Origin of the sequence: Halomonas saccharevitans, assembly GCF_032333995.1 — a bacterium.
Lineage (GTDB): Bacteria > Pseudomonadota > Gammaproteobacteria > Pseudomonadales > Halomonadaceae > Halomonas > Halomonas saccharevitans.
This window is the reverse complement of record NZ_JAVXUR010000007.1, coordinates 13,021-37,931: the sequence shown is the minus strand read 5'-3', so window position 1 is coordinate 37,931 and position 24,911 is coordinate 13,021. Positions and strand designations below refer to the sequence as shown.

Annotated in this window: 26 protein-coding genes and 1 pseudogene; 13 read left to right on the top strand and 14 right to left on the bottom strand. The window is 67.6% G+C overall.

Annotated features, from left to right (window positions below; all coding sequences use genetic code 11):
* The 3 genes from RSO68_RS14935 to RSO68_RS14925 all read left to right on the top strand — a co-directional run bounded on the left by RSO68_RS14935 (position 1) and on the right by RSO68_RS14925 (position 1,972).
* Positions 1 to 438 carry an ATP-dependent zinc protease family protein gene (locus RSO68_RS14935; protein WP_089849611.1) on the top strand — a complete coding sequence of 146 codons (438 nt, stop codon included), beginning with the start codon at positions 1 to 3 and terminating at the stop codon, positions 436 to 438.
* Positions 439 to 501: 63 nt separating this feature from the next.
* Positions 502 to 1,410 (top strand): 30S ribosomal protein S6--L-glutamate ligase, encoded by a 909-nt coding sequence (rimK, locus tag RSO68_RS14930; RefSeq protein ID WP_089849609.1) that lies wholly within the window; start codon positions 502 to 504, stop codon positions 1,408 to 1,410.
* A gap of 115 nt (positions 1,411 to 1,525) precedes the next feature.
* The gene (locus RSO68_RS14925) at positions 1,526 to 1,972 is read left to right on the top strand and encodes a hypothetical protein (RefSeq protein ID WP_315587164.1); all 447 of its coding nucleotides are present in this window, start codon (positions 1,526 to 1,528) and stop codon (positions 1,970 to 1,972) included.
* On the opposite strand, the gene RSO68_RS14920 is transcribed toward RSO68_RS14925, so the two are convergent.
* From RSO68_RS14920 to RSO68_RS14890, 7 genes are all read right to left on the bottom strand, one after another.
* Complete coding sequence (locus tag RSO68_RS14920) at positions 1,893 to 2,675, bottom strand: SanA/YdcF family protein (RefSeq protein WP_315587163.1); 783 nt, start codon at positions 2,673 to 2,675, stop codon at positions 1,893 to 1,895. The genes RSO68_RS14925 and RSO68_RS14920 overlap by 80 nt on opposite strands.
* Positions 2,676 to 2,695: 20 nt before the next feature.
* Complete coding sequence (gene sufT / locus RSO68_RS14915) at positions 2,696 to 3,268, bottom strand: putative Fe-S cluster assembly protein SufT (RefSeq protein WP_315587162.1); 573 nt, start codon at positions 3,266 to 3,268, stop codon at positions 2,696 to 2,698.
* Between the two features lie 18 nt (positions 3,269 to 3,286).
* On the bottom strand, positions 3,287 to 4,528 hold the full coding sequence (locus tag RSO68_RS14910) for an aminotransferase class V-fold PLP-dependent enzyme (protein WP_315587161.1): 1,242 nt from the start codon (positions 4,526 to 4,528) through the stop codon (positions 3,287 to 3,289).
* A gap of 3 nt (positions 4,529 to 4,531) precedes the next feature.
* Positions 4,532 to 5,881, bottom strand: coding sequence for a Fe-S cluster assembly protein SufD (gene sufD / locus RSO68_RS14905; RefSeq protein WP_315587160.1), 1,350 nt, complete (start codon positions 5,879 to 5,881; stop codon positions 4,532 to 4,534).
* The gene (gene sufC, locus RSO68_RS14900; RefSeq protein ID WP_315587159.1) at positions 5,878 to 6,630 is read right to left on the bottom strand and encodes a Fe-S cluster assembly ATPase SufC; all 753 of its coding nucleotides are present in this window, start codon (positions 6,628 to 6,630) and stop codon (positions 5,878 to 5,880) included. The genes sufD and sufC overlap by 4 nt, the downstream gene beginning before the upstream one ends.
* A gap of 193 nt (positions 6,631 to 6,823) precedes the next feature.
* Positions 6,824 to 8,266: a Fe-S cluster assembly protein SufB gene (gene sufB, locus RSO68_RS14895; RefSeq protein ID WP_089849594.1), complete on the bottom strand. Its 1,443-nt coding sequence runs from the start codon at positions 8,264 to 8,266 to the stop codon at positions 6,824 to 6,826.
* Between the two features lie 71 nt (positions 8,267 to 8,337).
* Positions 8,338 to 8,799 (bottom strand): SUF system Fe-S cluster assembly regulator, encoded by a 462-nt coding sequence (locus RSO68_RS14890; protein ID WP_089849591.1) that lies wholly within the window; start codon positions 8,797 to 8,799, stop codon positions 8,338 to 8,340.
* A gap of 244 nt (positions 8,800 to 9,043) precedes the next feature.
* Here RSO68_RS14890 and RSO68_RS14885 point away from each other — a divergent pair, with 244 nt between their 5' ends.
* Positions 9,044 to 9,184 (top strand): hypothetical protein, encoded by a 141-nt coding sequence (locus RSO68_RS14885; RefSeq protein ID WP_175535071.1) that lies wholly within the window; start codon positions 9,044 to 9,046, stop codon positions 9,182 to 9,184.
* A gap of 48 nt (positions 9,185 to 9,232) precedes the next feature.
* Positions 9,233 to 10,144, top strand: coding sequence for a complex I NDUFA9 subunit family protein (locus RSO68_RS14880; RefSeq protein ID WP_315587158.1), 912 nt, complete (start codon positions 9,233 to 9,235; stop codon positions 10,142 to 10,144).
* Between the two features lie 2 nt (positions 10,145 to 10,146).
* Here the strand turns inward: RSO68_RS14880 and RSO68_RS14875 are convergent, their stop codons facing one another.
* Entirely contained in the window at positions 10,147 to 10,485 is a 339-nt protein-coding gene (locus RSO68_RS14875) for a zinc ribbon domain-containing protein YjdM (protein WP_089849590.1), read from the bottom strand.
* 169 nt (positions 10,486 to 10,654) lie between these two features.
* On the opposite strand from RSO68_RS14875, the gene RSO68_RS14870 reads away from it, so the two are divergent.
* Positions 10,655 to 11,293, top strand: a complete 639-nt coding sequence (locus RSO68_RS14870) for a DsbA family oxidoreductase (protein WP_315587157.1) — start codon at positions 10,655 to 10,657, stop codon at positions 11,291 to 11,293.
* 159 nt (positions 11,294 to 11,452) lie between these two features.
* Here RSO68_RS14870 and RSO68_RS14865 read toward each other — a convergent pair whose 3' ends face one another.
* Complete coding sequence (locus tag RSO68_RS14865; RefSeq protein WP_315587156.1) at positions 11,453 to 11,890, bottom strand: nucleoside deaminase; 438 nt, start codon at positions 11,888 to 11,890, stop codon at positions 11,453 to 11,455.
* A 23-nt stretch (positions 11,891 to 11,913) separates the two neighbouring features.
* Here RSO68_RS14865 and RSO68_RS14860 point away from each other — a divergent pair.
* The 5 genes and pseudogenes from RSO68_RS14860 to RSO68_RS14840 all read left to right on the top strand — a co-directional run bounded on the left by RSO68_RS14860 (position 11,914) and on the right by RSO68_RS14840 (position 16,525).
* A pseudogene (locus RSO68_RS14860) lies at positions 11,914 to 12,813 on the top strand (hypothetical protein).
* Positions 12,698 to 13,261, top strand: a complete 564-nt coding sequence (locus RSO68_RS14855; RefSeq protein WP_315587199.1) for an NADPH-dependent FMN reductase — start codon at positions 12,698 to 12,700, stop codon at positions 13,259 to 13,261. Before RSO68_RS14860 ends, RSO68_RS14855 begins: the two are co-directional and overlap by 116 nt.
* A 459-nt stretch (positions 13,262 to 13,720) precedes the next feature.
* Positions 13,721 to 13,912 carry a hypothetical protein gene (locus tag RSO68_RS14850; protein ID WP_315587155.1) on the top strand — a complete coding sequence of 64 codons (192 nt, stop codon included), beginning with the start codon at positions 13,721 to 13,723 and terminating at the stop codon, positions 13,910 to 13,912.
* Positions 13,913 to 14,188: 276 nt separating this feature from the next.
* Complete coding sequence (locus RSO68_RS14845) at positions 14,189 to 15,142, top strand: zinc metalloprotease HtpX (RefSeq protein WP_315587154.1); 954 nt, start codon at positions 14,189 to 14,191, stop codon at positions 15,140 to 15,142.
* A 117-nt stretch (positions 15,143 to 15,259) separates the two neighbouring features.
* Positions 15,260 to 16,525, top strand: coding sequence for a M20/M25/M40 family metallo-hydrolase (locus RSO68_RS14840; RefSeq protein WP_315587153.1), 1,266 nt, complete (start codon positions 15,260 to 15,262; stop codon positions 16,523 to 16,525).
* Between the two features lie 57 nt (positions 16,526 to 16,582).
* On the opposite strand, the gene RSO68_RS14835 is transcribed toward RSO68_RS14840, so the two are convergent.
* The 3 genes from RSO68_RS14835 to RSO68_RS14825 form a co-directional block, all read right to left on the bottom strand.
* Complete coding sequence (locus RSO68_RS14835) at positions 16,583 to 17,239, bottom strand: hypothetical protein (protein WP_315587152.1); 657 nt, start codon at positions 17,237 to 17,239, stop codon at positions 16,583 to 16,585.
* A gap of 190 nt (positions 17,240 to 17,429) precedes the next feature.
* Positions 17,430 to 18,335 carry a ribose-phosphate diphosphokinase gene (locus RSO68_RS14830; protein ID WP_315587151.1) on the bottom strand — a complete coding sequence of 302 codons (906 nt, stop codon included), beginning with the start codon at positions 18,333 to 18,335 and terminating at the stop codon, positions 17,430 to 17,432.
* Positions 18,335 to 19,918 carry a thymidine phosphorylase family protein gene (locus RSO68_RS14825; protein ID WP_315587150.1) on the bottom strand — a complete coding sequence of 528 codons (1,584 nt, stop codon included), beginning with the start codon at positions 19,916 to 19,918 and terminating at the stop codon, positions 18,335 to 18,337. Before RSO68_RS14825 ends, RSO68_RS14830 begins: the two co-directional genes overlap by 1 nt.
* Before the next feature lie 188 nt (positions 19,919 to 20,106).
* Between RSO68_RS14825 and RSO68_RS14820 the strand changes: the two genes are divergently transcribed.
* Complete coding sequence (locus RSO68_RS14820; protein WP_315587149.1) at positions 20,107 to 20,568, top strand: potassium channel family protein; 462 nt, start codon at positions 20,107 to 20,109, stop codon at positions 20,566 to 20,568.
* 113 nt (positions 20,569 to 20,681) lie between these two features.
* On the top strand, positions 20,682 to 21,143 hold the full coding sequence (locus RSO68_RS14815; RefSeq protein ID WP_315587148.1) for a flavodoxin family protein: 462 nt from the start codon (positions 20,682 to 20,684) through the stop codon (positions 21,141 to 21,143).
* A gap of 267 nt (positions 21,144 to 21,410) precedes the next feature.
* Here RSO68_RS14815 and fadA read toward each other — a convergent pair whose 3' ends face one another.
* Both fadA and fadB read right to left on the bottom strand, forming a co-directional pair.
* Positions 21,411 to 22,589, bottom strand: a complete 1,179-nt coding sequence (gene fadA, locus RSO68_RS14810; protein WP_315587147.1) for an acetyl-CoA C-acyltransferase FadA — start codon at positions 22,587 to 22,589, stop codon at positions 21,411 to 21,413.
* 51 nt (positions 22,590 to 22,640) lie between these two features.
* Positions 22,641 to 24,830 (bottom strand): fatty acid oxidation complex subunit alpha FadB, encoded by a 2,190-nt coding sequence (gene fadB / locus RSO68_RS14805; RefSeq protein WP_315587146.1) that lies wholly within the window; start codon positions 24,828 to 24,830, stop codon positions 22,641 to 22,643.
* Between the last annotated feature and the right edge of the window lie 81 nt (positions 24,831 to 24,911).

Below are 24,911 nucleotides of genomic sequence, written 5' to 3'. Positions count from 1 at the left end.
ATGAAAGAACTGCCCTATACGCCCAAGGCGGTGATCGGTCGCCGCGAGATGGTGACCCTGCCGGAGCTGCATCTGACGCTGTGCGCCAAGGCCGACACCGGTGCTCGGACCTCGGCGCTGCACGCCGAGGACATCGAGTCCTATGAAGAGGATGGGCTCCTCTGGGTCGGCTTCACCACGCGCAGCGGCGGCCCCGGCACGCCGGCCCACGTGCATCGCATGCACCTGCACGACCGGCGCCGGGTGACCAGCTCCAACGGCCAGGCCGAATGGCGCTACGTGATCCGCACGACCATGCAGCTGGGCACCCTCTCCTTCCCGGTGGAGCTCAGCCTGACCGACCGCCGCGACATGCGCCACCCCATGCTGCTCGGGCGACGCGCGCTGCGTCGCCTGCTGGTGGCACCCGGCGTCGCCTTCCTGCACGGCGAGCCTTGACCCACGCCGTCCTACATCGCCCACGCCCTACACCGCCTCTGCCCCGATCCGGAGTCCTGCTGAATGCATATCGCGCTGCTGTCCCGCAATCGTAACCTCTACTCAACGCGGCGCCTGATCGAGGCCGCCGAGCAGCGCGGCCACAGCGCGCGCGTGGTCGACACCCTGCGCTGCTACATGAGCATCGCCTCGCATCACCCCTCGATCCACTACAAGGGGGAGGAGCTCGAGCCTTTCGACGCGGTGATTCCGCGCATCGGCTCCTCGGTCACCTTCTACGGCTGCGCGGTGCTGCGCCAGTTCGAGATGATGGGCACCTACGTGCTCAACGACAACGTCTCCATCACGCGCTCCCGGGACAAGCTGCGCTCGCTGCAGCTGCTGTCACGCAAGGGGCTGGGACTGCCGATCACCGGCTTCGCCCACTCCCCGGACGACATCCCCGACCTGATCACCATGGTCAGGGGCGCTCCGCTGGTCATCAAGCTGCTGGAGGGCACCCAGGGCATCGGCGTGGTGCTGGCCGAGACCAACCAGGCCGCCGAAAGCGTGATCCAGGCCTTCATGGGCATGAAGGCCAACATCATGGTGCAGGAGTACATCAAAGAGGCGAAGGGCGCCGATATCCGCTGCTTGGTGATTGGCGACAAGGTGGTGGCTTCGATGAAGCGTCAGGCCGCAGAGGGCGAGTTCCGCTCGAACCTGCACCGCGGCGGCAGCGCCAGCTCGATCCGCATTACCCCGGAGGAGCGCTCCACGGCCATCCGCGCGGCCAAGGCGATGGGGCTCAGGGTGGCCGGCGTCGACCTGCTGCGCTCCAACCACGGCCCGGTGATCATGGAGGTCAACTCCTCGCCGGGCCTGCAGGGCATCGAGACGGCCACCGGCAAGGACATCGCCTCGCTGATCATCGAGCACCTGGAGCGCAACGCCGCCCCGCGCCACAAGGTGCCGCCCCGCCCCAAGGGGTGAGAGAATCGGCCTGCGTCCAAAGACTAACGGTGAACCCGGGATTTATTGGTCCGTGGGGGTGGCAAATGCACGGCGACAGCCCCACAATCTGCGTCACCGGAGGAGGTGACCGCTCATGTTTCTCGACAATCGCCAGGTGGCGATGGACAGTGCCCTGGAGGCAATGGCCGACAGCATCGATTATTTCCAGGACAATCTCGAGCGCCTGCATCCGGCGCTGCGCGATAGCCTGAAGCCTCACTATGAGGCGCGCAGCCGATCGATGCAGAAACTGCAGGAGCTGTCGCGCAAGCACCTCAACCTGCTGCCCCGCGATGCCGATGTCGAGCGCGACGACTACATGTGGCTGTGGAGCCGCCTGAAGAGCTTCGTCGGCAACGAGAGCCTGGTGGTGATCGGTGAGCTGCTCGAACAGGAGCGGGTGCTGATGCAGGCCCTCTCCACGCTCTTCACCCATCCCCTGCCCGAGCCGCTGGAGCCGGTCATCGAGGAGTGCTGGAAGGGCTGTCGGGCGCTGATTCGGGAACTGTATCGCCTGCAGAAGCAGCGCCAGAAGCGCTGAACATCCCCGGCGGCAGCAACAGTCGTTCTCGCTCGGCCGGTGTGATGTCCAGCGGCTCGAGCGGCCCCAGGAAGTGCGGCTCCCGCTCCCATACGTAGAGATCCCCCAGGGTGGCCACACGCGCCACCCACTCGCGCAGTTTGAGCCGCCAGAGCCCGGACACCGCGCGCTCCGGCGCCGCACAGCCGCGCACCTCAAGGCCCAGCGCCTCACCGATGAACAGCGCCCGTGGAAGATGCCAGTCCTGGGTGATCAGCAGCGCGCGCTTCACGCCGAACACGTCCCTTGCCCGCGCCAGGGTGTCGAAGGTGCTGAAGCCGGCATAGTCCAGGGTCATGTCCACGTCGCGCACGTCGCGGCCGCGCAGGTCGCGCCACATGGTCACCGGCTCGTTATAGTAGCGGGTACTGTTATCGCCCGAGATCAGCAGATGGTCGACCCGCCCCTGGTGGATCAGCCTGGCGGCGGCCTCCATGCGCCCCTCGAAGTGAGGATTGCGACTCCCGCTGCGCGTCCAGTGGGACGTGCCGAAGACGATGCCCACCGGTTCACTGACGCACTGCGAGGAGACCGATTCGATGCGACCCACGGTGCGCCCCAGCACGTAGACGTTGGCCAGCACGAACAGCAGAGCCGCCAGGAGCGCGAGCGCTCCCAGCGTCATCAATACTCCCTTGAAGACCTTCCCGAGTGGCAGGCGCATGGATCTCCCCGGCGCAACTGCTAGAACATGCCCAGTTCCAGCTTCGCTTCGTCGCTCATCATCTCACGACTCCAGGGGGGATCGAAGACGATCTCGGTGTGCACCTTGCTGATCTGAGGGGCGCCGAGGATCTTGTTACGCGCGTCGGCGGCGATCACATCGCCCATGCCGCAGCCCGGGGCGGTCAGCGTCATGCGGATGGTGACGATGCGCTCGCCGCTGATCAGCCGCTCGATGCGACAGCCGTAGACCAGGCCCAGGTCGACGATATTGACCGGAATCTCGGGATCGAAGCAGGTGCGCAGCTGGTCCCACACGAACTGCTCGATCTCCTCCTCCGAGGCGCCCTCGGGAAGCGTCGGACGCGGCAGCGCTTCCAGGCCCAGGGCGTCCAGGTTGGCGCCCTCGACCAGGAAAAGGCGCCCCTCATAGCCCACGCTGACCGTGCTGCCCTTGGCCTGCATCACGCTGACGACGCTGTCCTCGGTCAGGGTCACGGTCTTGCCGAAGGGAATGGAGATGGCCGCCACGTCACGCTGCAGGGGCAGCTCCTGACCCTTGTGCAGGGTGGCTATCTGCTCGATATCGCTCATGTCGCTCCTTGATAAGCCTCAGCGCAGCATGCCGACGACGCGCTCGAGCCCCTCGACGAAGACGTCGATCTCCTCGGGCGTGTTGTAGGCGGCGAAGGATGCCCGGCAGGTCGCGTCCAAACCGAACTGCGACAGCAGCGGCTGGGCACAGTGGTGGCCGGTGCGGATCGCCACGCCGAGCTGATCGATCAGCAGCCCGATGTCCTGGGAGTGGGCCCCGTCGACCACGAAGGAGAGCACGCCGGCCTTGTCCGGCGCGGTGCCCAGGATGCGCAGCCCCTCGATGCCGGCCACGCCCTCGGTGGCGTGCTCGAGCAGGCGCGCCTCCCAGGCACCGATCAGATCGAGGCCGATGTCGCTGACCCACCTGAGGGCCCGCCCGAGGGCGATCACCTCGGCGATGGCCGGCGTGCCGGCCTCGAACTTGTGCGGGATGTCGGCGAAGGTGGTCGGCACCTCGAGTGAGACCGTCTTGATCATCTCGCCGCCGCCCTGCCAGGGCGGCATCGCCTCGAGCAGCTCGGCACGGCCGTAGAGCACGCCGACGCCGGTGGGCCCGTAGACCTTGTGGCCGGAGAAGGCGTAGAAGTCGGCGTCGATGGCCTGGACGTCGATGGCCTGATGGGGCGCGGCCTGGGCGCCATCGATCAGGATGCGGGCGCCGTGCTCATGGGCCACGCGGGCCATCTCGGCCACCGGATTGACGGTACCGAAGGCGTTGGAAACGTGGTTCACGGCGACCAGGCGGGTGCGCTCGGTGAACAGGTCGCGGTAGGCCGCGAGGTCCAGCACGCCGCGCTCGTCGACCGGAATCACCTTGATGGTGAAGCCGAGCTCGCCGGCCAGCAGCTGCCACGGTACGATGTTGGAGTGGTGCTCGAGGCGCGAGATCAGCACCTCGTCGCCGGCCTTCAGGTTGGCCCGACCCCAGGCGTTGGCCACCAGGTTGATCGCCTCGGTGGTACCGCGGGTGAAGACGATCTCGCGGTGGTCTGCGGCGTTCAGGAAGGCGCGCACCGTCTCCCGCGTGCCCTCGAAGGCCGCGGTGGCCTCGTCGGACAGGGTATGCAGCCCGCGATGGATGTTGGCGTTGTAACGACCGTAGTAGTCGTCGTACACCTCGATCACCTGGCGCGGGGTCTGACTGGTGGCGGCATTGTCCAGGTAGATAAGCGGCTTGCCGTGGACTTCCCGATCGAGGATCGGGAAGTCGCGTCGCAGCTTCGCCACGTCAAGGGTCAGGTCGCTGAAATCGGCCATGGCTTACTCCTCGTTCAGGGCCACGGCGGCTTCCACCAGGCCGGCCAGGTTGAAGCGCTCGGGCAGCTTGCCGGCGACCGCCAGCTCGACCCGTTCAGCCACGGCGTCGAGAGCCACCTGATCCATCACCTCACCGGCGAAGGCCAGGGTCAGCAGGCCACGGGCCGTCTGCTCGTCGATGCCGCGGGTACGCAGGGCGAACACCGCCTCCTCGTCGAGCTGGCCGGTGGTGCTGCCGTGGGAGCACTTGACATCGTCGGCGTAGATCTCGAGCTCGGGCTTGGTATCGATCTCGGCGCGGTCGGAGAGCAGCAAGTTGGCATTGCTCTGGTAGCCCTCGATCTGCTGGCTGTCGCGCTTGACCATCACCTTGCCGTTGAACACGCCATGGGCGCGGTCGTCGAGGATGCCCTTGTAGTTCTCCTTGGAGTAAGTGCGCGGCGCGTTGTGGTTGACCAGGGTGTGGTTGTCCACGTGCTGGCGCCCCTGCCCGTAAAACAGGCCGTAGAGGTTGGCCTCGGCTCCCTCGCCGTTGAGCTCGGCCACCAGGTCGTTGCGCACCAGGCCGCCACCCAGGTTCAGGTTGAAGGAGGTATAGCGGCTGTCGCGGGCCTGTTCCATGTGAAGGCTGGCCACGTGCAGGTCCTGGAGCGAGGCCTCCTGCAGCTTGTAGTGGTTGAGGATCGCGCCGCGCTCGAGGATGATCTCCTCGACCAGGTTGGTGAAGTTGGCGGCCCCCTCCTCGCCCACGTGATGCTCGATCACCGTAGCCTCGCTGCGACCGGCCATCTGGATCAGGATACGCGGATGGCTCATCACCGCCTGCTCGCCGGCCCGCGAGAGGAACTGCAGCACGATGGGCTTCTCGACCACGGTGCCCGGCGCTAGGCGCAGCACGGCGCCCTCCTCCATGAAGGCGGTGTTGAGCGCGGCGAAGGACGAGAACTCGACGCCGGTCAGTCGGCCCAGCGGGCCGCCCACGGCTTCGTGATTCTCCTCGAGGGCCGCCGAGAGCGGCATCAGCGCAACGCCCCCGGGCAGCTCGTCGAGCCGCGACAGCGCCGGGGCGAAGACGCCGTCGACGAAGGTCAGGCGGTGCGCCTCGATCGGCAGCGTCAGCGCCGCCGCGCTGGCGGGCGAGAACTCGGCGTCGCGGGCCAGGGAGAAGTCGCCCCGGGCGATGGCGCGCACGTCGGTATACTTCCACGCCTCGACCCGGCGATGGGGAAAGCCCATGGCCTCGAAGCGCGCCGCACCCGCCTGGCGCCGCGCGGCGATCCAGGTGGGTTCCGGCTCGCGGGCGGCGTTGCGCTCGGCCAGGCGGTCGAGGAAGGTCTTCACGTCTTCACTCATGCGGCGGACTCCTCCTGTACCCAGTCATAACCACGGCTCTCGAGCTCGAGGGCGAGCGCAGCGTCGCCGCTCTTGACGATGCGGCCGTCGACCAGCACATGAACCCGATCCGGCACGATGTAGTCGAGCAGGCGCTGGTAGTGGGTCACCAGCAGGATGGCCCGATCCTCGGCACGCAGGGAGTTGACGCCATCGGCCACCACCTTCATGGCATCGATGTCGAGGCCGGAATCGATCTCATCGAGCATGGCAAGGCGCGGCTCGAGCACCAGCATCTGCAGAATTTCGTTGCGCTTTTTCTCACCGCCGGAGAAGCCCTCGTTGACGGCCCGCTGCAGGAAGCTGGTGTCCATCTTCATGGAGGCCACCTTCTCCTTGATCAGCTTCATGAACTCCGGCGCGGGGATCTCGCCCAGCCCCTGCGCCTCGCGCTTGGCATTCAGCGCCGCCTTGAGCAGGTAGATGTTCTTCACTCCCGGGATCTCCACCGGGTACTGGAAGCCCAGCAGCAGGCCGGCACGGGCGCGCTCCTCGATCTCCATCTCCAGCACGTCCTGGCCCTCGAAGGTGATCGAACCCTGCGTCACCTCGTAGCCGTCCTTGCCGGCGATCACCGCCGAAAGGGTCGACTTGCCGGCCCCGTTGGGGCCCATGATGGCGTGGACTTCACCGGCGTTGATGGTCAGGTTCAGGCCCTTGAGGATCTCGGAACCCTCTACTGTGACGTGCAGATCCTTGACTTCGAGCATGTTGACTACCTTTGATTCGTGGTGAGCCGCCGGCGCGACTCCTTGAATGTGTTGACCTTTTCGCGAATCCGGAGAAACGCGCGAGCGGCGCCTGAACAAGGCGGAAGCAGGTGAGAGAAGCGGAGTTTACGACCGTAAATGAGCATTCTCGATCCTGCTTCCAACGCCGTGCAGACGTCGCGCAGCCGTTTCCTCAGCCCACGGCGCCTTCCAGGGTGACGTTCAAGAGTGCCTCGGCCTCCACGGCGAACTCCATCGGCAGCTCCTGGAAGACGTCCTTGCAGAAGCCGTTGACGATCATGCTGACTGCGTCCTCCTCGGAGATGCCGCGGCTCTGGCAGTAGAAAAGCTGGTCCTCGCCGATCTTGGAGGTGGTGGCCTCGTGTTCCACCGTCGCGGTGCTGTTGCCGATCTCCTGGTAGGGGAAGGTGTGGGCACCGCACTGATCGCCGATCAGCAGGGAGTCGCACTGGGTGAAGTTGCGCGCGCCCTTGGCTCGCGGGCCCACCTTCACCAGGCCGCGGTAGGACTGGTTGCTGCGCCCGGCCGAGATGCCCTTGGAGATGATGCTCGAGCGAGTGCCCTCGCCGATGTGGATCATCTTGGTGCCGGTGTCGGCCTGCTGGCGGCCGTTGGTCACCGCCACGGAGTAGAACTCGCCGATGCTGTCCTTGCCGCGCAGCACGCAGGACGGGTACTTCCAGGTGATGGCGGAACCGGTCTCGACCTGGGTCCAGCTGATCCGCGAGCGGTCGCCGCGGCAGTCGCCGCGCTTGGTGACGAAGTTGTAGATGCCGCCCTTGCCGTCCTCGTCGCCGGGGTACCAGTTCTGCACCGTGGAATACTTGATGTAGGCGTCTTCCAGGGCCACCAGCTCGACCACCGCGGCGTGCAGCTGGTTCTCGTCACGCTGGGGCGCGGTACAGCCTTCCAGGTACGACACCTGGGCGCGGCTCTCGCAGATGATCAGCGTGCGCTCGAACTGCCCGGTATTGGCGGCGTTGATACGGAAGTAGGTGGAGAGCTCCATCGGGCAGGTCACGCCCTCGGGCACGAACACGAAGGAGCCGTCGGTGAACACCGCAGAGTTGAGCGCCGCGAAGTAGTTGTCGCCCTGGGGCACCACGCTGCCCAGGTACTGCCGGACCAGCTCCGGGTAGTCGCGCATCGCCTCGGAGATCGAGCAGAAGATCACCCCCGCCTCGTGCAGCTTCTCCTTGAAGGTGGTGGTCACCGAGACGGAATCGAAGACCGCGTCCACCGCCACGCCCGCCAGGGCCGCCCGTTCGTGCAGCGGGATGCCGAGCTTCTCGTAGGTCTCGAGCAGCTTGGGATCGACCTCGTCGAGGCTCTGGGGCTTGTCCTCCTCGCGCTTGGGCGCGCTGTAGTAGGAGATCGCCTGATAGTCGATGGGCGGGTAGTCGAGGTGGGCCCAGGAGGGCGGCGTCATCTTGAGCCACTGGTGGTAGGCCTTGAGCCGCCATTCCAGCATCCATTCCGGCTCGCCCTTCTTGTTCGAGATGAAGGCGATGGTGCTCTCGTCCAGGCCGGGCGGTACCGTGTCGCTCTCGATGTCGGTCACGAAACCTTCCTTGTATTCGCGACGGACAAGCTGTTCCATTTCCTGACTTGCCATGATGTCTCCCCTCCCGGGCGGTTGGGTCGGCGAGCACTGGCTCGCCTCGGGTAGTGAAATACTCGAGTGCGTCAGGCCTCAGCGGCCAGACTCACGCTTTGAATGGGCAGCTGCACCGGCAGCTTGATCGGATTGGTATCGGCCAGGTGGGCCAGGGTGACGCTGTCGAGCAGGGTGCGAATGGCCAGCGAGACGCGCTGCCAGTTGTCGGCGACCCCGCAGGTGGCGGCCAGGTCACAGTCGCCGCCGACCTGACTGCACTCGGTCATGGCCACGGGCCCCTCGATGGCCGAGATGATGTCGCTGGCGGTGATACGGGAGGCCGGACGCGCCAGCGAGTAACCACCCTGGGCGCCGCGTCGCGACTCCAGCAGCCCGGCACGCACCAGCATTTTCAGCGTCTTGCTGACCGTGGGGTGCGGCAGCTGAACCGCCTCGGCGAGCTCGGCCGCGGCGTGGGGCTGCTCGGGGTGCCTGGCGATCTGCGCCATCACCACCGCCGCGTAGTCGGTCAGTCTGGAAAGCTTCAGCAAGGCCTGACTCCCCGGGGTTCGACCCCCTCGTGTTCGATTGGGGACCAGTTTAGTCCTGTATGAATTTGATGTGAAGCCCCGCTGCCCGGGATGCGTCAGAACCGACAGGATCGCGGCACGTTCGCCGCCATTCGACCAATAATGCCAATCATTCTCATTTAGCCCGCTGCCGATCTTTCCACCGACGCGACGCCTCGGTAGCATGTCGCTAACCACATTCGTCGTTACCCGCGAGGCCGACACGATGACCACGACCTTCATGCTGCTGATCGGCGCGGCGCTGGCCGCGCTCGCCGCCCTGCACTGGCTGGTGTTTCGCCTGGTCAAGCGGGCGATCACCCGCTCGGAAACGAACCGGCAGGACGATGATCCGCGCCGGGGCTGAGCGACGCCGCCCCGCAGCAGACGCTGCACGGCGACAGGTGAGGCGATGATGCGCGAAGCCCCCGTCGTGGTCTTCGGCGGCACCGGCTTTCTCGGTGACGCCGTCGTTCGAGAGCTGGTGGAAACCGGCCGTGCGGTGCGCATCGCCGCCCGCCGCCCGGCGCTGCCCGCCTGGGCCGAGGAGGGCGACGTCATCGAGCTCGCCACCGCCGACCTGCGTGACGAGGCGAGCGTAAGCGAGGCACTGGCGGGCGCCGGCGCCGTGGTCAATGCCGTCAGCCTCTATTTGGAGACCCGAGAGGCGAGCTTCGAGGCGATCCATGTCGACGGGGCCGGTCGACTGGCCCGCCTGGCACGGGCGGCGGGCATCGCGCGGCTGGTGCAGGTCTCCGGCATCGGCGCCACCCCCGATTCGCCTTCGGCCTATGTGCGGGCCCGCGCCCGCGGCGAGGAGGCGGTACTCGATGCCCTGCCCAAGGCGATCATAGTGCGTCCCAGCGTGCTGTTCGGCCTCGACGACGCCTTCCTCTCGGGCCTGGCGGGCCTCACCCGGCTGCCACTGATTCCGCTGTTCGGCCGCGGCGCGACCCGGCTGCAGCCGGTGCATGTGAACGATGTCGCCCGAGCCATCGCCCAGCTGACCGGCCGCCCCGCGACCCCGCGTCGCCTCTTCGAGTTCGGCGGCCCGGAGGTGCTGCGCTACCGCGAGATCCTCGAGCTGCTGCTCGCCCACCTCAATCGCTCGGGCCCCCTGGTGCCGCTGCCCTTCCTGGCCTGGCGCTTCGTCGCCGCACTGGCCAGCCGGCTGCCCGGGCCGCCGCTGACCCGCGATCAGGTCATCCTGATGCAGGTCGATAACGTCGCCGACGCCGAGGTCGGCGACTTTGCCGACCTCGGCATCCTGCCCCACTCGCTGCGCGAGAGCCTGCCGAGCTGCCTCCCGGCACCCGCCGGAGACTGACCTCAGGCCTTTTTGACGAACTCCGACTTGAGCTTCATCGGTCCGATGCCGTCGATCTTGCAGTCGATGTCGTGATCCCCGTCGATCAGGCGGATGTTCTTGACCTTGGTGCCGACCTTCACCACCGAGGAGGAGCCCTTGATCTTGAGGTCCTTGATCACGGTCACGGTGTCTCCATCGGCCAGCGGGTTGCCGTTGGCATCACGGATCAGCGCCTCGTCCTCGCTCGCCGCCGATGCATCCTTGGACCATTCGTGGCCGCACTCCGGGCAGACGTACTGAATGCCGTCGTCGTAGGTGAACTCGGAGCCGCACTCGGGGCAGTTGGGCAGATCGCTCATCAAAGATGTCCTGTGCATGGAAATGAAGGCGGCAAGACTACACCCGGCGCGCGTACCGCTCCAGTCGACAGCTTGTCGCGGTCTCAAGCGCCGCCCCCCGGAATCCACACTCGGCCGCCCGCTCGCTGTTACCCTGTCGGGCCTTGCCCCATCCCCCCAGGAGGCCCCGATGACTCGGCCGCGCATCACCCTCGATGTCTTCAGCGACTACGTCTGTCCGTTCTGCTACCTCGAGGCGCCTGAACTCGAGGCCTTGGCCGAGCGCTTCGGCGACGAACTGGCGGTCCGCTGGCGCGCCTTCGAGCTGCGCCCCGCACCCGAGCCGACCCTCGATCCCGACGGCGACTACCTGCACGACGTCTGGGCGCGGGCCGTCACTCCCATGGCGGCGGAGCGCGGCATGACCCTGCGCCTGCCCCGACTTCAGCCGCGCTCGCGATTGGCCCACGAGTCCAGCGCCTGGGCCGAAGATCAGGCCCATGAGCGCCCCGATGCCGGCGCGGCGATGCGCACGGCGCTGTTTCGCGGCTTCTTCGAGGAGAGCCTGGACCTGGCCGACCCCGAGGCCCTCGCCCGGGTGGCCGACGGCCTAGCGCTCGACGGCGCGGCCCTGCGCGGGGCGCTCGCCGCGGGCGACTACCGCGAGCAGGTGCTGGCCGATCAGCGACTCGCCCGGGTGCTCGGCATCGGCGGCGTGCCGGGCCTGCGCTTCTCGCTGGATGGCGAACATGCCGGGGTGCTCGAGGGGGCGCAGCCGCGGCGACAGCTGTTCCTGGCCGTGGAGCGGCTGCGCGACCTGATGGGGTGAATCACACTGCCGCCGGGTCTGCCCGATGTCGGTCTCCACGCCCGGCCGGCAGTTCGCAGTCCGGCCGGGCGTGGAGTCTGCTCGACCTTGCGGCGGTTGCCGACTCGCCCTGGCGACGCGATGCCGAACGGCCGGCGCTGCGCCATGTGCAGGTAGGCGCTACTCGCCGATGTCCTCATGCCACAGCTCGGGCGAGGCCGCGATGAAGGACTCCATGAGCGCGATGCACTCAGGCTCCTGCCACACCTCCACCTCGACGCCGCGCTCCTTCAGCAGCGCCTCCTCGCCCTGGAAGGTGCGGTTCTCGCCGATCACCACCCGGGGAATGCCGTAAAGCAGGATGGCGCCGCTGCACATCGCGCAGGGCGAGAGCGTGGTGTAGAGGGTGCTCTCGCGGTAGACCTCGGCCGGATGGCGGCCGGCATTGTCCAGGGCGTCCATCTCGCCATGCAGCACCGCGCTGCCCAGCTGCACGCGACGGTTCCGGCCACGGCCGAGGATGACACCGCGGTGCACCAGCACCGAGCCGATGGGGATGCCGCCCTCGCCGAGCCCCTGACGGGCCTCCTCGAGCGCGGCCTGCATGAAGTGTTCCATTGGTGGTCTCCTGCCGGGTGACGATGCGCCCCAGCCTACGTTGCCCGACCACAAGCGCGCCAGCCCCGTGCCGGTCGGCCCGGCGTCGATCAGCCCGGCGCCCTGCGTTGAGTGCAGGCCGCCCCCATGCCCGCGAGGCCCTGGACTGCCGGCTAGTGATGATCATCGACTGGGACGCCCATCACGGCAACGGCACCCAGGAGATCTTCTGGGTCGCCACCGACGTCCTGTTCATCGACATCCACTGCGCCAGCCCCTTCTACCCCGGCTCGGGGCTACTCGACGAGGTCGGCGCCGGGCGCGGCGACGGGGCCTATCTCCAGGCCTTCCGCGACATCCTGATCCCCGCCGAGGACTGATTCCGCCGCGTCCTGATCCTGGTCTCGGCGGGCTTCGGCCCCCACTGGCAGGACCTGGCGCTGAACGTCTCCTACAAGGGCTTCGGTACCATGACCGGATTGCTCCAATCACTCGCCCGCCGACACTGCGACGGCCGCCTGGTCTTCGTGCTGGAGGGCGGTTACAACCTGGAATCGCTCTCTAGGTGTGATCTCTCGGTGCTGGCCGGCGAGACACCTCCTAAACCCGGCAGCTGCGGCCTGGCCGAGGTGGAGGCGGCCGCCCCAGGCTTGACCTCCGGGTGGTCGACGACCACAGAATGGAGCATCCCCGGGAGGCCATCCTGGCCGCTGTCGCCGATCAGGACACCCCGCCAGGACACCATGGCCAGGTCCCGTGACCGGGCCCCGTTACCAGGACCCCATGAAAGAGGAGACGTCCATGACCGATCGCCAGCCCCATCCGCGCCTGCTGGTCTTCGCCGGCAGCACCCGCGCAGGCTCCTACAACAAGCTCTTGGCCCGCCAGGCCGCCGAGAGCATCGAGCGGGCGGGTGGCCGCCCCACGTTCATCGACCTGCGTGACCATCCGATGCCGCTCTACGACGGCGACCTGGAAGCCGAGCAGGGCCTGCCCGAGAACGCCCTGGTGCTGCGTCGCGGCCTGGCCGAGCATGATGGCCTGCTGATCGCCTCGCCGGAGTACAACGGCTTCATCACCCCGCTGCTCAAGAACACCATCGACTGGCTGACGCGCCCCCACGAGGGTGAGAGCGGCCTGGACCTCTTCGCGGGCAAGCTGGCCGGCGTGGTGTCCGCCTCGCCGGGGGGCCTCGGCGGCCTGCGCAGCCTGGCGCTGACCCGCCAGCTGCTGACCAACATCGGCGTGACCGTGCTGCCCGACCAGCTCGCCGTGGCCCGCGCCGCGCAGGCCTTCGACGATCAGGGCCAACTCAGCGACGACGCACAGCAGCAGAAACTCGATACCCTCTGCCAGCGATTGGTCGATACCCTGCACCGACTGGGGAGCTGAACGAACGGCTTGAACGAGAGCGCCGCCTCGACGCCTCGGCCGAGGCGCTGAGCGGCCGTCGAGGATCGCCGCGCATCTCGAGTCCGGCGCCCTAGCGTTATCATGACGGGAGCCGATGGGCTCGCTGCCATGGGCAGACGAACGGCTGATTCTCACCGATCAGGCGGCGCTTTTGGGCGCCGTCGTGCCGCGACGCAAACGCCGGGCCCTATACTGATAGGGCCAGCGCCAAGAACCTCGGCTGTCATGTCAATCAGACCCTCCTTCTTCACGCGACCCTCTCCAGCTCAGCCCGCCTTGACGACCGGCACCCCAGGTGTCCGCCATGACACGTCCGCCTTCGACCGGCGAGCCCTGCGATGATGGACACTCACGGATCGGCCCGATAGTTGGCGCCCGACCGACCCGACAGCGTCAGCGTCAGCGTCAGCGCCATGACACGACACGATGAGGCGTCCCATGAAACTCACGACACTGACGGCCATCCTGGTGATCAGCCTGGGCTCCGTGAGTGCTTCCCTGGCGGGTGATTCGACGTATCTAGAAGAGCGCAGTGCGCGCCTGCATCAGGGAATCGCCGACACGAGCCAGGCAGCCGGCCAACAGGAGATGGGTACCACAAGCGTATCCAGCGCCAGGAAACACCGCTGAGCTCCCCACAACAGGAGCCTTGGTGGCACTAAGGTAGACGGCGGTATCGCTAGGCCCACGACCATGCGCAGACGCCAAGGAGGGCCAAGCCGGTCACGACCGCCCGTTCGATACGGCTTCAGACGAGACACTCTGCCCCTCCCCCGACACAGGCTAGGCCCCGCGAGGAGCCTGGCCTGCCTGCGTAGAGGCCGGCCTGCCATCACCCGCCATGACAGCCTCGACTCGACGAGGGATACTGAGCGTATCGCCCACCACCTAAGGTCATCGAGGCTCATGACGACCGAGACACCGCGACGCGGGCGAAGCCGCCTGAAGAACGGCCTGCAGACCCTGCTGATCATCGGCGGATTGGGGCTGGTGCTGGCGGTACCCGGCTATCTGCTGGCCGGTGGTCTCGGCCTGCTGATGAGCCTCGGCGTGGCGGTGGGCGGGGCGCTGGCCGGCAGCTGGGTGCCGGCTCGCGTCATCCTCGCCGAGGCCGGCGCCGGCCTGGTCGAGCGCCATCAGGCGCCGACCCTCTATCGACTGCTCGACGCCCTCTACCAGCGGGCCGGACTCGCCGCCGCCCCCCAGCTCTTCTACGCGCCATCCCCCGATCTCAACGCCTTCGCGGTGGGCTCTCGCCACGATGGCGGCATCGCCGTCACCGCCGGTCTGCTGCGCACCCTGACCATGCGCGAGCTGGCCGGGGTGCTGGCCCATGAGGTCAGCCACCTGCGCCATGGCGATACCCGCGTGATGTCGATGGCCGCGGCCATGACGCGCCTGACGCTCTTTCTGACCACCGTGCTGCAGGTCGGCCTGCTGCTGATGCTGCCGATGATCCTCGCCGGCGAGCTGCGCCTGCCCTGGGGAGTACTGCTGATCGTGGCCTTCTCGCCCACCCTCAGCACCCTGCTGCAGCTGGCCCTCTCGCGACACCGCGAGTACGCCGCCGACCAGGAGGCCGCGAGCCTGACCGGCGATCCCCAGGCCCTGGCCTCGGCTCTGGCCGTGCTGGAGCGTCATCACGGCCGCTGGCTGTTGACGCTCTTCGGCCGCCAACCGCCGGCGGGCCCCGAGTGGCTGCGCACCCACCCCTCGACCCGCGAGCGCATCCGTCGGCTGCTGGCGGCCGAGGCGCCCGTGGGTCAGGCGACGCCTTCGCTGCTCGGCGATCCGGCTCACTCCCCGATGATCAACGAGCCTCCTGGCCCCCTCGGCTGGCGCTACTGGCTGCGACGCTGAGTTGCGCGCCCGTGGAACGAGGCCGCATCCTGTGGATCACGACCCGGTGCCATGACCCAACCTGTGACAAGAACCATGACCCGATCCCTTTACCCGAGCCACCGAGAGAGAAGCCCCATGAGCGACCCCCAAGCCCCCTGGACCCAGGCCATGCCCGAGGCACAGTTCGATCTGATGCGGCGCATCCTCGCCGCCCCGAGCCCCGTGGGGCTGGAAGGCGCGATGACCTACGGCGTGCTGAAGCCTCACTTCGAGGCCACCACACCTGCCCACTGGCAGCTGCAGCAGTTCAAGGGTCACGCGGGCGTGGTGCTCGACACTCACCCGGGACGCGACGATCTGTTCAAGGTGATGATCATCGGCCATGCCGACAAGATCCGCATGCAGGTGCGCTCGATCGGCGATGACGGCAAGATCTGGATCAACACCGACTCCTTCCTGCCGGGCGTGCTGATCGGCCACGAAGTCACGCTGTTCAGCGAAGACCCCAAGGCGCCCGGTCACTATCGGCGCATCGAGGGCGGCACCGTGGAGGCGCTTGGCGCCATTCACTTCTCCGACCCGGCACAGCGCTCCGGCGAGAAGGGCATCAAGAAGGAGCAGATCTACCTCGACCTGCAGATCCACGGCGAGAACAAGAAGCAGCAGGTGGAGAACCTGGGCGTGCGTCCCGGCGATTCCGTCCTGCTGAACCGGCCCATCCGCGAAGGCTTCAGCCCGGACACCTTCTACGGCGCCTACCTGGACAACGGCTTGGGCTGCTTCGCCACCGCCGAGGTGGCGCGGCTGATCGCCGAGGCGGGCGGCACCGAAAAGGTGCGCGTGCTGTTCGCCATCGCCAGCTACGAGGAGATAGGCCGCTTCGGCAGCCGAGTGCTGGCCGGTGAGCTACGCCCCGACGCCATCATCGCCGTGGACGTGAACCACGACTACGTGGCCGCCCCGGGCATCGGCGATCGACGCATGCAGCCGTTGGAAATGGGCAAGGGCTTCACCATGTCGGTGGGCGCCATCGCCAGCGAACAGCTCAACCGGATCGTCGAGACCACCGCCCGGGAGCGGGGTATCCCCATGCAGCGTGACATCGTGGGTCCCGACACCGGCACCGATGGCATGGCCGGCGTGCTCGCCGCGGTGGACTGCGTGGCCACCTCGATCGGCTTTCCGATTCGCAACATGCACACCATCTCCGAGACCGGCTACACCAAGGACGTGCTGGCGGCGATCCACGCCATCACCCATACCGTCCAGGCCCTGGACGCCCTCCCGGATCCACACCGGGAGTTTCTCGACCACCATCCGCGCCTGGATCAGGCGGGGCCGCTGGGGCACCAGGGGGCCGCCAAGCCCGAGGCAAACAAGGAGGGTGATGAGCCGAGCTAGTCTGGCGAGCCGCGCCGGGACCTCGAGAAGATCCCGGCGCGGCCGCGGTGTCGATGACTAGGGCCTGGCACCGCGCAGCTGCTCGAACTCTTCGTCGCTGACCTCGCGGCGCTCGGCGTCGAGAATCTTGCCGCCGATCGCCGCGATGGCGCGGGTGAAGTCGATCAGCGCGTCGGGACTGTGGGCGACGCGGCGCCGGTTGCGGAAATGCACCAGGATGGAGAGGCCGTCGACCACCGGGTGCTCGCCCTCTTCGTGCAAGGGCGGCAGCGCGCCGGGTGGCGTGCTGTTGGCAATCATCATGCGATAGCCGGTGCGCGGCGGATGAATGTTGTAGACCCGCTGTCGGACGTCAAAGACCGCCCCGGCCTCTTCCAGCTTGCGGCGGATGCGGCGATTGGTATCGAGCCCGGGCCAGTCGAGGACCACGAACAGGCATTGCCGGACCTCGCCATCCGTGGCGACACGAAAACGCTGCGCCACCTGCTCGGGCTCCGGTGCCGCCGATTGGCTCGCGGCCGGTATGGACGACGCGGGAGGATCGACCGGGGACGGGCTCTCCGGCGGCGCCTCGGGGACGGGCTCCGCAAAATCCCTCTCGACCGGCGCCTCAGGGCGGCGGTCGCGGCGCCAACGCCAGAGCACGGCTACAGCCGCGAGCCCCATGGTCAAAGCCACGCCGGCCAGCAGCACCGCTCCGTTCGTCATCTCCATCGCGCGTCGCCTTTTGTATCGCACCATTATCGATATCTTTAAACAAGAACATGACGATAAAATGCGCACAAGGCGCTTAGAGCGATAACATGAGGCAAAAGCTCTCGCTATTCCACGCTTTGACTACTCCTCTCGCCAGATGCTTCCCCGTCGAGCGCGCCTGTCGGCTCTCCAGCACAGGGTCCACGGGCTATTGCGCGGCCGCGAGCACCCGCTCGAGGGCCGCCGCCAGCAGCGGCGCCAGGGCGATGGCGTTGCTCGGGTGCGCGATAGCGTCGGTACTCCAAACCTCCCCCACCCCGGCGGCCTCGATCACCGCCAGGGCATCGTCGGCGAACAGCGCATGGGTGACGGCCACGTCCACCGAGGCGGCTCCGACGGCGAGCAGCGCCTCGGCGGCGCGGGCCAGGGTGTGGCCGGAGCTCGCCACGTCGTCCATCAGCACCACGTGACGGTCGGCCACGTCGATCTCGGGCAGCGTGATTGCCACGTTGCGGTCTCCGTTGCGGGTCTTGTGGCAGACGCCGACCTCGAACCCGGTGATCCCGGCGGCCTGGCGCACCCACTGCAGCGCCTCCTCATCGGGCCCCAGCAGCAGGGGGTTCTCGCGTTTCTCGGCGATCAGCTCGGCGAGTCGCGGGGCGCCGGAGAGCGCGATGGCGTGTTCGAGGGGAATCGCCTGATCGAGGCGCTCGATGCGGTGCAGGTGGGGATCGACGGTGATCACCGCGTCGAAAAGCTCGGCGAGGAAGTGTCCAATCAGTGGCTGGCTGACCACCTCTCCGGGGTGAAAGGCGATGTCCTGGCGCATGTAGGCGAGATAGGGCGCCACCAGCACCAGTCGGCGCACGCCCCTGGCCCGGGCGTGGCGGGCGATCAGCAGCAGTTCGACGAGCTTGTCGTTGGGCCGGTCGAGGCTGCGATAGACCACCAGGGTCTCGGGGAAGGCCGAGGCATCGTGCAGGGGCAGCGTCAGGCGCAGCTCCTCGTCAGGGAAGCGGTGGCGCTCGATGGCGGCGGTGGACAACTCCGCGGCCTCGGCCAGGCGGCGGGCGGCGGCGGCCTCGTCGTCGCAGTAGAGCAGCACGGGGGTCATCAGCCCTCCACGTTGAGTCGGTTGATCTGGTCGGGCCGGCCGATGGCGAAGCCGCTGTCGCGCTCGCTGGCCTGGCGGGAGAAGGTCAGCTCGTTGGGGTAGGCGGCGTAGACGCGATACAGCGGCTGGCCGGCCTGGACCGCATCGCCGATGCGCGCCAGCACGTCGACTCCGGCACCGATCGCCCGCGGCGCTCCGGCGAGCCGGGCGATGCGCGCCAGCTGCAGGTTGTCGATGGCGGTGACCACGCCGCCGGAGCGAGCGGTCACTTCCACGCAGTGCGGCGCCAGCGGAGGATGATCGGGATCGAAGGGCTTGGCGCCCTGGGCCGCGATGATCGCCTGCATCTTCTCGAAGGCCCGGCCGGAGTCGAGGATCTCCCGCGCCAGGCCGAAGCCATCACCGCCGCGCACGTCCGGATCGAACTCCAGCATTCGCCCAGCCAGGCGCAGGGCCTTCAGGCGCAGGTCCATGGGCGCCTCGGGGTGGTTGGTGAGCACTCGCATCACGTCCCGGGCCTCCAGCACAGGGCCGATGCCCCGCCCTACCGGCTGGCTGCCGTCGGTGATCACCACGTCGAGTGTCAGGCCCATGCGCCCGGCCACGAACTCGAAGAGCCGGCGTAGCCGGCGCGCCTCGGGCATCGAGCGCACCTTGGCGTGGGGGCCGATGGGGATGTCGAGCAGCAGGTGGGTGGAGCCGGCGGCGACCTTCTTGGAGAGGATCGAGGCGACCATCTGCCCCGGCGAGTCGATGGAGAGCGGGCGCTCCACCGAGATCAGCACGTCGTCGGCCGGCGAAAGCTGACTGGTGCCGCCCCAGGCGAGGCACCCCCGGTGAGTACGCACTAGCTGACCCAGTTCCTCGAAGGGCAGGTCGACGTTGGCCAGCACCTCCATGGTGTCGGCGGTGCCCGAGGGCGAAGTGATGGCGCGGGAGGAGGTCTTGGGGCAGAGCAGGCCGTGGGCGGCGACGATCGGCACCACCAGCATCGAGGTGCGGTTGCCGGGGATGCCGCCGATGCAGTGCTTGTCGACCACCGGATGCTCGTGCCAGTCGAGCCGGCGCCCCACCCGGCTCATGGCATCGCTCAGGAAGAACACCTCCTCGCGGTCGAGCTCGTTGCGATCACAGGCCACCACGAAGGCGGTCAGCTCGATCTTCGAATAGCGCCGCTCGGCGATGTCCCGAACGATCTGTCCAAAGTCATCGCGGGACAGGCGCTCGCCGGCGATCTTGCGATGCAGGGCAGGAATCGAGGGCGGCGGCTCGGCCTGCAGGATGCTCACCGGATGGCCCTCGGCCACTCCTAGCGTGGCGAAGGCGTCCTCGGATAACCCCAGCTCCCCGCAGGAGACGATCGAGGCATCATCTACCACGTTGAGCGAGGCGAGGATGCGCTGGCCGTTGGCCCGCACCTCCACCTTGGCCAGCGCCTGGAAGCCTTCGGCCCGATAGCGGTCGCACTCCCGGTGCATGTAGGCCACGTTCTCCCGGTAGGTATCGATGCCGACGCGGATCAGCTTGAGTGGCGAGAGGTGATCCTGGGCGGACGCCGCCTCAGCGGCGGGGGATCGGGTCATCGTGTCGTCCTTGCGGGGTGCCTGGTTGGCGCCGCGCCGGGGGAGCGCGGGCAGGTCACCCGATGATAAATGGCTTCAGCCTAGCAGCGTCCCGGGGCAGCGTCATTTCAGGGGCCTCGCCAGGCCCGTGACGGCGGGGGCGGGATCGCGCTAGGCTTGCCGTTTATTCGACCCGAGGAATGCCCACCGTGCTCGCTGCCTCGCTCTACAACGGCCATCTCTGGGCGGTGGCGATCACCCTGGTTACCGTGCTGATCTGCATCCTGATGCACTACGAGGTGTCGCTGCGCCTCTGGCAGCGCCTGGAGCGGTCGCGCCACTCCCTGCGCGTGCGCTTCTTGATGCTGAGCTTCGTGCTGTTCGGCACCCATGTTGCCCAGATATGGCTCTTCGCCTTCGCCCTCGCGCTGCTCGGCGCGCACCCCCTGACCGGCGAGCTGGTCGGCATGGCAAGCCTCGATTTCTTTGACTACGTCTACTTCTCGGCGATCACCTACACCACCCTGGGCTACGGTGACCTGGTGCCGACGGGACCGATCCGGTTCACCACCGGCACCGAGGCGCTGATCGGCCTGATGCTGATCACCTGGTCGGCCTCGATCACCTTCCTCGAGATGCAGCGCCACTGGTCCGCCCGCCGCGAGCGCTGACGGAGCCTGAGCAGAAAAGGAGGATGACGAGGGCGACGCGGCCTTGGCCCCACTGTCGGCGAGCCCGCCCCATGGCATGATGGCAGGCGACACTCATCCCTCGGGAGATCGCCATGCCTCGCCTGCTGATCGTGGCCCATGCGCCCTCACCCAATACCCGCCGACTGCGCGAGGCCGCCGAGCGCGGCGCCCGCCACCCGGACATCGAGGACGTGGAGGTGGTGGTCATGCCGCCGCTGGAAACAGGCCCCGAGGACGTGCGGGCCTGCGATGCCATCCTGCTCGGCACCACCGAGAACCTCGGCACCATGAGCGGCGCGCTCAAGGACTTCTTCGATCGCAGCTACTACCCGGTGCTGGAAGAGCAGCAGGGGCTGCCCTGCGCACTCTATGTGCGCGCCGGCCACGACGGCACCGGCACTCGGCGCGCCGTGGAGAGCATCGTCACCGGGCTGCGCTGGAAGTGGGTGCAGGCGCCGCTGATCCTGCGCGGCGAGTGGCAGGAGGGCTTCGCCGATCAGGTAGAGGAGCTGGCCATGGCGCTGGCCGCGGGGCTCGACGCCGGCATCCTGTAACGCCGTTCGAGATACAGCATGATGTTTCGCCCTCGACGCACCAGGAACATTCCCCTCCCCTTGGACGCGTCATGCTAAACCTCAAGAGTGTCCCGGCAGCTTCCCGAAGCAGAAACCCGGTTTATTGAGTATTACCTCAATAAGGCAGTTAGCCGCGAAGGGCCATAACGCACCGTCGCGACTTACCTTCACAACGCACAACGGCACCCCTGAGGGTGCCGTTGTGCGTTCGACGTCGTGGCCTGGCCGCGAACCCGGTGGTTGCGGCTATTTCAGCCGCTCGAACACCGTGGCCACACCCTGCCCCATGCCGATGCACATGGTGGCCAGGCCCAGGGTGGTGTCACGCTCCTGCATCACGTTGAGCAGGGTGGTGCTGATGCGTGCACCCGAGCAGCCCAGCGGGTGGCCCAGCGCGATGGCGCCACCGTGGAGATTGACCTTCTCGTCCATGGCATCGCGCAGTCCCAGGTCCTTGAGCACCGGCAGTGCCTGGGCGGCGAAGGCCTCGTTGAGCTCCACGGTCTGGATGTCGTCGATGGTCAGGCCGGCGGCCTTCAGCGCCTTCTTCGAGGCCGGCACCGGCCCGTAGCCCATGATCGAGGCATCGCAGCCGGCGACACCGGTAGAGAGGATGCGGGCGATGGGCGTAAGCCCCAGGGCCTGAGCCCGCTCGCCGCTCATCACCATCATGCCGGCGGCGCCCACGGAGAGCGCCGAGGAGGTGCCGGCGGTGACCGTGCCAGCGCGCGGGTCGAAGGCCGGCTTGAGCTCAGCCATCTTCGCCAGGCTGGCATCGCCGCGGATCACCTCGTCGCGATCCACGCGGACGCGGAAGCCGCGCGCGTCGTGGCCTTCGATGCCGACGATCTCACGATCGAAGCCGCCGTTCTCCATGGCCGCCTGGGCCCGCTGATGGGAGCGCACGCCGAAGGCATCCTGATCCTCGCGGGAGATACCGTGCATCTTGCCCAGCAGCTCGGCGGTCAGGCCCATCATCATGGCCGCCTTGGCCACGTGCTTACTGGCCGCCGGATTGACGTCGACGCCATGGGTCATGCCGACGTGCTCCATGTGCTCGACGCCGCCGATGAGGTAGACATCGCCCATGCCGGCACGGATGTTGGCGGTGGCGATGTGCAGCGCGCTCATGGAGGAGCCGCACAGGCGGTTGACCGTCTGGGCCGGCACGCTTCGCGGGATGCCGGTGAGGATCGCCGCGTTGCGGGCGATGTTCATGCCCTGCTCCAGGGTCTGGTTGACGCAGCCCCAGATCACGTCGTCGACCTCGGCCGGGTCGAGCCCCGGGTTGCGGTCGAACAGCGCCTGCATCACCGCGGCGGAAAGGTTCTCGGCCCGCACGTGGCGAAAGGCCCCCTGCTTGGCCTTGGCCATGGCGGAACGGGCACAGTCGACCACCACCACGTCTCTCGGATTCACGCTCATCGATTACTCCTTGGAATTCTGTCCGACACTTGCCGATCGTGGGTCGTGGCCTCAGGCCGGGGACGGGGCGGGATAGAAACGCTCGCCGGCGCTGGCCATCTCGCGCAGCCGTTCGGTGGGCGCATAGAGCGGCCCCAGCTCTTCTGCCAGGCGGTCGGCCTGCTCGACGAAGGCATCGAGGCCCATGGCGTCGATGTAGCGCAGCGCGCCGCCGCGAAACGGCGGAAAGCCGATGCCGTAGATCAGCGCCATGTCGGCCTCGGCCGGGCTTGCCACGATGTCATCCTCGAGGCAGCGCACGGCCTCCAGGCACAGCGGCATCATCATCCGGGCGATGATTTCCTCGTCGGAGAACTCGCGGTGTGACGTCGCCACGCCCTTGGCCAGTTCGATGGCCGCGTCGTCGACGACCTTCTTCGGCTTGCCCTTCCGGTCTTCCTCGTAGGCGTAGAAGCCCCGGTCGTTCTTCTGACCCAGGCGATCGTTGTCGACCATGACCTGGATGGCGCTCCGGTCGCCGTCGCCGCCCATGCCGGCCATGCGCTCCGGGAAGCCCTCGGCCATCACCTCACCGGCGTGCACCGCGGTATCCATGCCCACCACGTCGAGCAGATAGGCGGGGCCCATCGGCCAGCCGAAACGCTCCATCACCTTGTCGATGTGCCGGAAGTCGGCGCCCTGCGCCACCAGCTGGCTGAAGCCGCCGAAGTAAGGGAAGAGCACCCGGTTGACCAGAAAGCCCGGGCAGTCGTTGACCACGATGGGGGTCTTGCCCATGGCGCGGGCGTAGGCCACGGTCGCCGCCACGGCGGCATCCGAGGTCTTCTCCCCGCGGATGACCTCGACCAGCGGCATGCGGTGCACCGGGTTGAAGAAGTGCATGCCGCAGAAGTTCTCGGGGCGCTTGAGGTTCTCGGCCAGGCGCGTGATCGAGATGGTCGAGGTGTTGGAGGTGAGCACGGTGTGCTCGCCGACCTGCCCTTCCACCTCGGTCAGCACGGCGTCCTTGACCTTGGGGTTCTCGACCACCGCCTCGACCACCAGGTCGACGTGATCGAAGTCGCCGTAGGAGAGCGTCGGGCGGATGTTGGTCAGCTTCTCGGCCATCTGGGCGCTGGTCAGCTTCTTGCGTTCGACCTGCTTGGCGAACAGCTTGCGCGCCTCCTTGAGGCCGAGTTCGATGGCCTCGTCCTTGATGTCCTTCATCAGGATCGGCGTGCCCTTCGAGGCGCTCTGGTAGGCGATGCCGCCGCCCATGATGCCGGCCCCCAGCACCGCGGCCTGGGCGATCGGGCGGGCCTCGCGCTCATAGCGACTGCCCTTCTTCTTGACCACCTGGTCGTTCAGGAAGAGCCCGACCAGGTTGAAGGCCACGTCGGAGAGCGCCAGCTTGGCGAAGGCCTTGCCCTCGATGGCCTGGGCCCGCTCACGGGTCTCGCCGGCGCCCTTCTGGATGACCTTGATGGCCTCTACCGGCGCCGGGTAGTGCGGGCCCGCCTTGCCGGCCACGTAGCCCTTGGCGGTCTCGAAGGCCATCATCTGCTCGATGGGGCCGAGGTTCAGCGGGGCCTGCTTCTGCGCCCGGCGCCCGCGATAGTCGAGTTCGCCGTCGTGGGCGCGGGCCAGGATGTCCAGCGCCGCCGCCTCGAGCTCCGCCTGGGGCACCACCGCATCCACGGCACCCATCGAGAGGGCCGCCTCGGCGCGGTTCTCCTTGCCACCGGCGATCCACTCCACGGCGTTGTCGGCGCCGATCAGCCGCGGCAGGCGCACGCAGCCACCCCAGCCCGGCAGGATGCCGAGCTGAGTCTCGGGCAGGCCAATCTTCGCCGACTCGACCATGACGCGAAAATCGGTGGTCAGGGTCAGCTCGCAGCCGCCGCCCAGCGCCAGGCCGTTGATCGCGGTGACGGTGGGAAACGGCAGGTCCTCGATGGCATTGAAGATGCCGTGCACGCGCTCGAGCATGGCCTTGAGCGATTCGTCGCCCTGTTCGAACATGCCGTGAAACTCGGTGATGTCGGCACCGACGATGAAGACCTCCTTGGCGCTGCCGATCACCAGCCCCGTGAGGCCCTGCTCGGCGCGGATCGCCTCGACGGCGTGGCCGAGCTCCTCGATCACCGCGCTGGAGAGCTTGTTGATGGACTCGCCCTTCAGATCGAGAGTGAGCCTGGCGATGTCATCGCCGCCATCCTCGGGACCACGCGCCACCGTGATGGCATTGCCTTGATAGATCATCCACGAATCTCCCTACAGGAATTCATACGGCCGTTTGATTTTCGACAGCTTGGGACAGTCCCGCGTCCACGTCAAGCCCGT

Coding starts and splice junctions, on each gene's coding strand:
- RSO68_RS14935 (WP_089849611.1), top strand. CDS start 1: ATGAAAGAACTGCCCTATACGCCCAAGGCGGTGATCGGTCGCCGCGAG.
- rimK (WP_089849609.1), top strand. CDS start 502: ATGCATATCGCGCTGCTGTCCCGCAATCGTAACCTCTACTCAACGCGG.
- RSO68_RS14925 (WP_315587164.1), top strand. CDS start 1,526: ATGTTTCTCGACAATCGCCAGGTGGCGATGGACAGTGCCCTGGAGGCA.
- RSO68_RS14920 (WP_315587163.1), bottom strand. CDS start 2,675: ATGCGCCTGCCACTCGGGAAGGTCTTCAAGGGAGTATTGATGACGCTG.
- sufT (WP_315587162.1), bottom strand. CDS start 3,268: ATGAGCGATATCGAGCAGATAGCCACCCTGCACAAGGGTCAGGAGCTG.
- RSO68_RS14910 (WP_315587161.1), bottom strand. CDS start 4,528: ATGGCCGATTTCAGCGACCTGACCCTTGACGTGGCGAAGCTGCGACGC.
- sufD (WP_315587160.1), bottom strand. CDS start 5,881: ATGAGTGAAGACGTGAAGACCTTCCTCGACCGCCTGGCCGAGCGCAAC.
- sufC (WP_315587159.1), bottom strand. CDS start 6,630: ATGCTCGAAGTCAAGGATCTGCACGTCACAGTAGAGGGTTCCGAGATC.
- sufB (WP_089849594.1), bottom strand. CDS start 8,266: ATGGCAAGTCAGGAAATGGAACAGCTTGTCCGTCGCGAATACAAGGAA.
- RSO68_RS14885 (WP_175535071.1), top strand. CDS start 9,044: ATGACCACGACCTTCATGCTGCTGATCGGCGCGGCGCTGGCCGCGCTC.
- RSO68_RS14880 (WP_315587158.1), top strand. CDS start 9,233: ATGCGCGAAGCCCCCGTCGTGGTCTTCGGCGGCACCGGCTTTCTCGGT.
- RSO68_RS14875 (WP_089849590.1), bottom strand. CDS start 10,485: ATGAGCGATCTGCCCAACTGCCCCGAGTGCGGCTCCGAGTTCACCTAC.
- RSO68_RS14870 (WP_315587157.1), top strand. CDS start 10,655: ATGACTCGGCCGCGCATCACCCTCGATGTCTTCAGCGACTACGTCTGT.
- RSO68_RS14865 (WP_315587156.1), bottom strand. CDS start 11,890: ATGGAACACTTCATGCAGGCCGCGCTCGAGGAGGCCCGTCAGGGGCTC.
- RSO68_RS14850 (WP_315587155.1), top strand. CDS start 13,721: ATGAAACTCACGACACTGACGGCCATCCTGGTGATCAGCCTGGGCTCC.
- RSO68_RS14845 (WP_315587154.1), top strand. CDS start 14,189: ATGACGACCGAGACACCGCGACGCGGGCGAAGCCGCCTGAAGAACGGC.
- RSO68_RS14840 (WP_315587153.1), top strand. CDS start 15,260: ATGAGCGACCCCCAAGCCCCCTGGACCCAGGCCATGCCCGAGGCACAG.
- RSO68_RS14835 (WP_315587152.1), bottom strand. CDS start 17,239: ATGGAGATGACGAACGGAGCGGTGCTGCTGGCCGGCGTGGCTTTGACC.
- RSO68_RS14830 (WP_315587151.1), bottom strand. CDS start 18,335: ATGACCCCCGTGCTGCTCTACTGCGACGACGAGGCCGCCGCCGCCCGC.
- RSO68_RS14825 (WP_315587150.1), bottom strand. CDS start 19,918: ATGACCCGATCCCCCGCCGCTGAGGCGGCGTCCGCCCAGGATCACCTC.
- RSO68_RS14815 (WP_315587148.1), top strand. CDS start 20,682: ATGCCTCGCCTGCTGATCGTGGCCCATGCGCCCTCACCCAATACCCGC.
- fadA (WP_315587147.1), bottom strand. CDS start 22,589: ATGAGCGTGAATCCGAGAGACGTGGTGGTGGTCGACTGTGCCCGTTCC.
- fadB (WP_315587146.1), bottom strand. CDS start 24,830: ATGATCTATCAAGGCAATGCCATCACGGTGGCGCGTGGTCCCGAGGAT.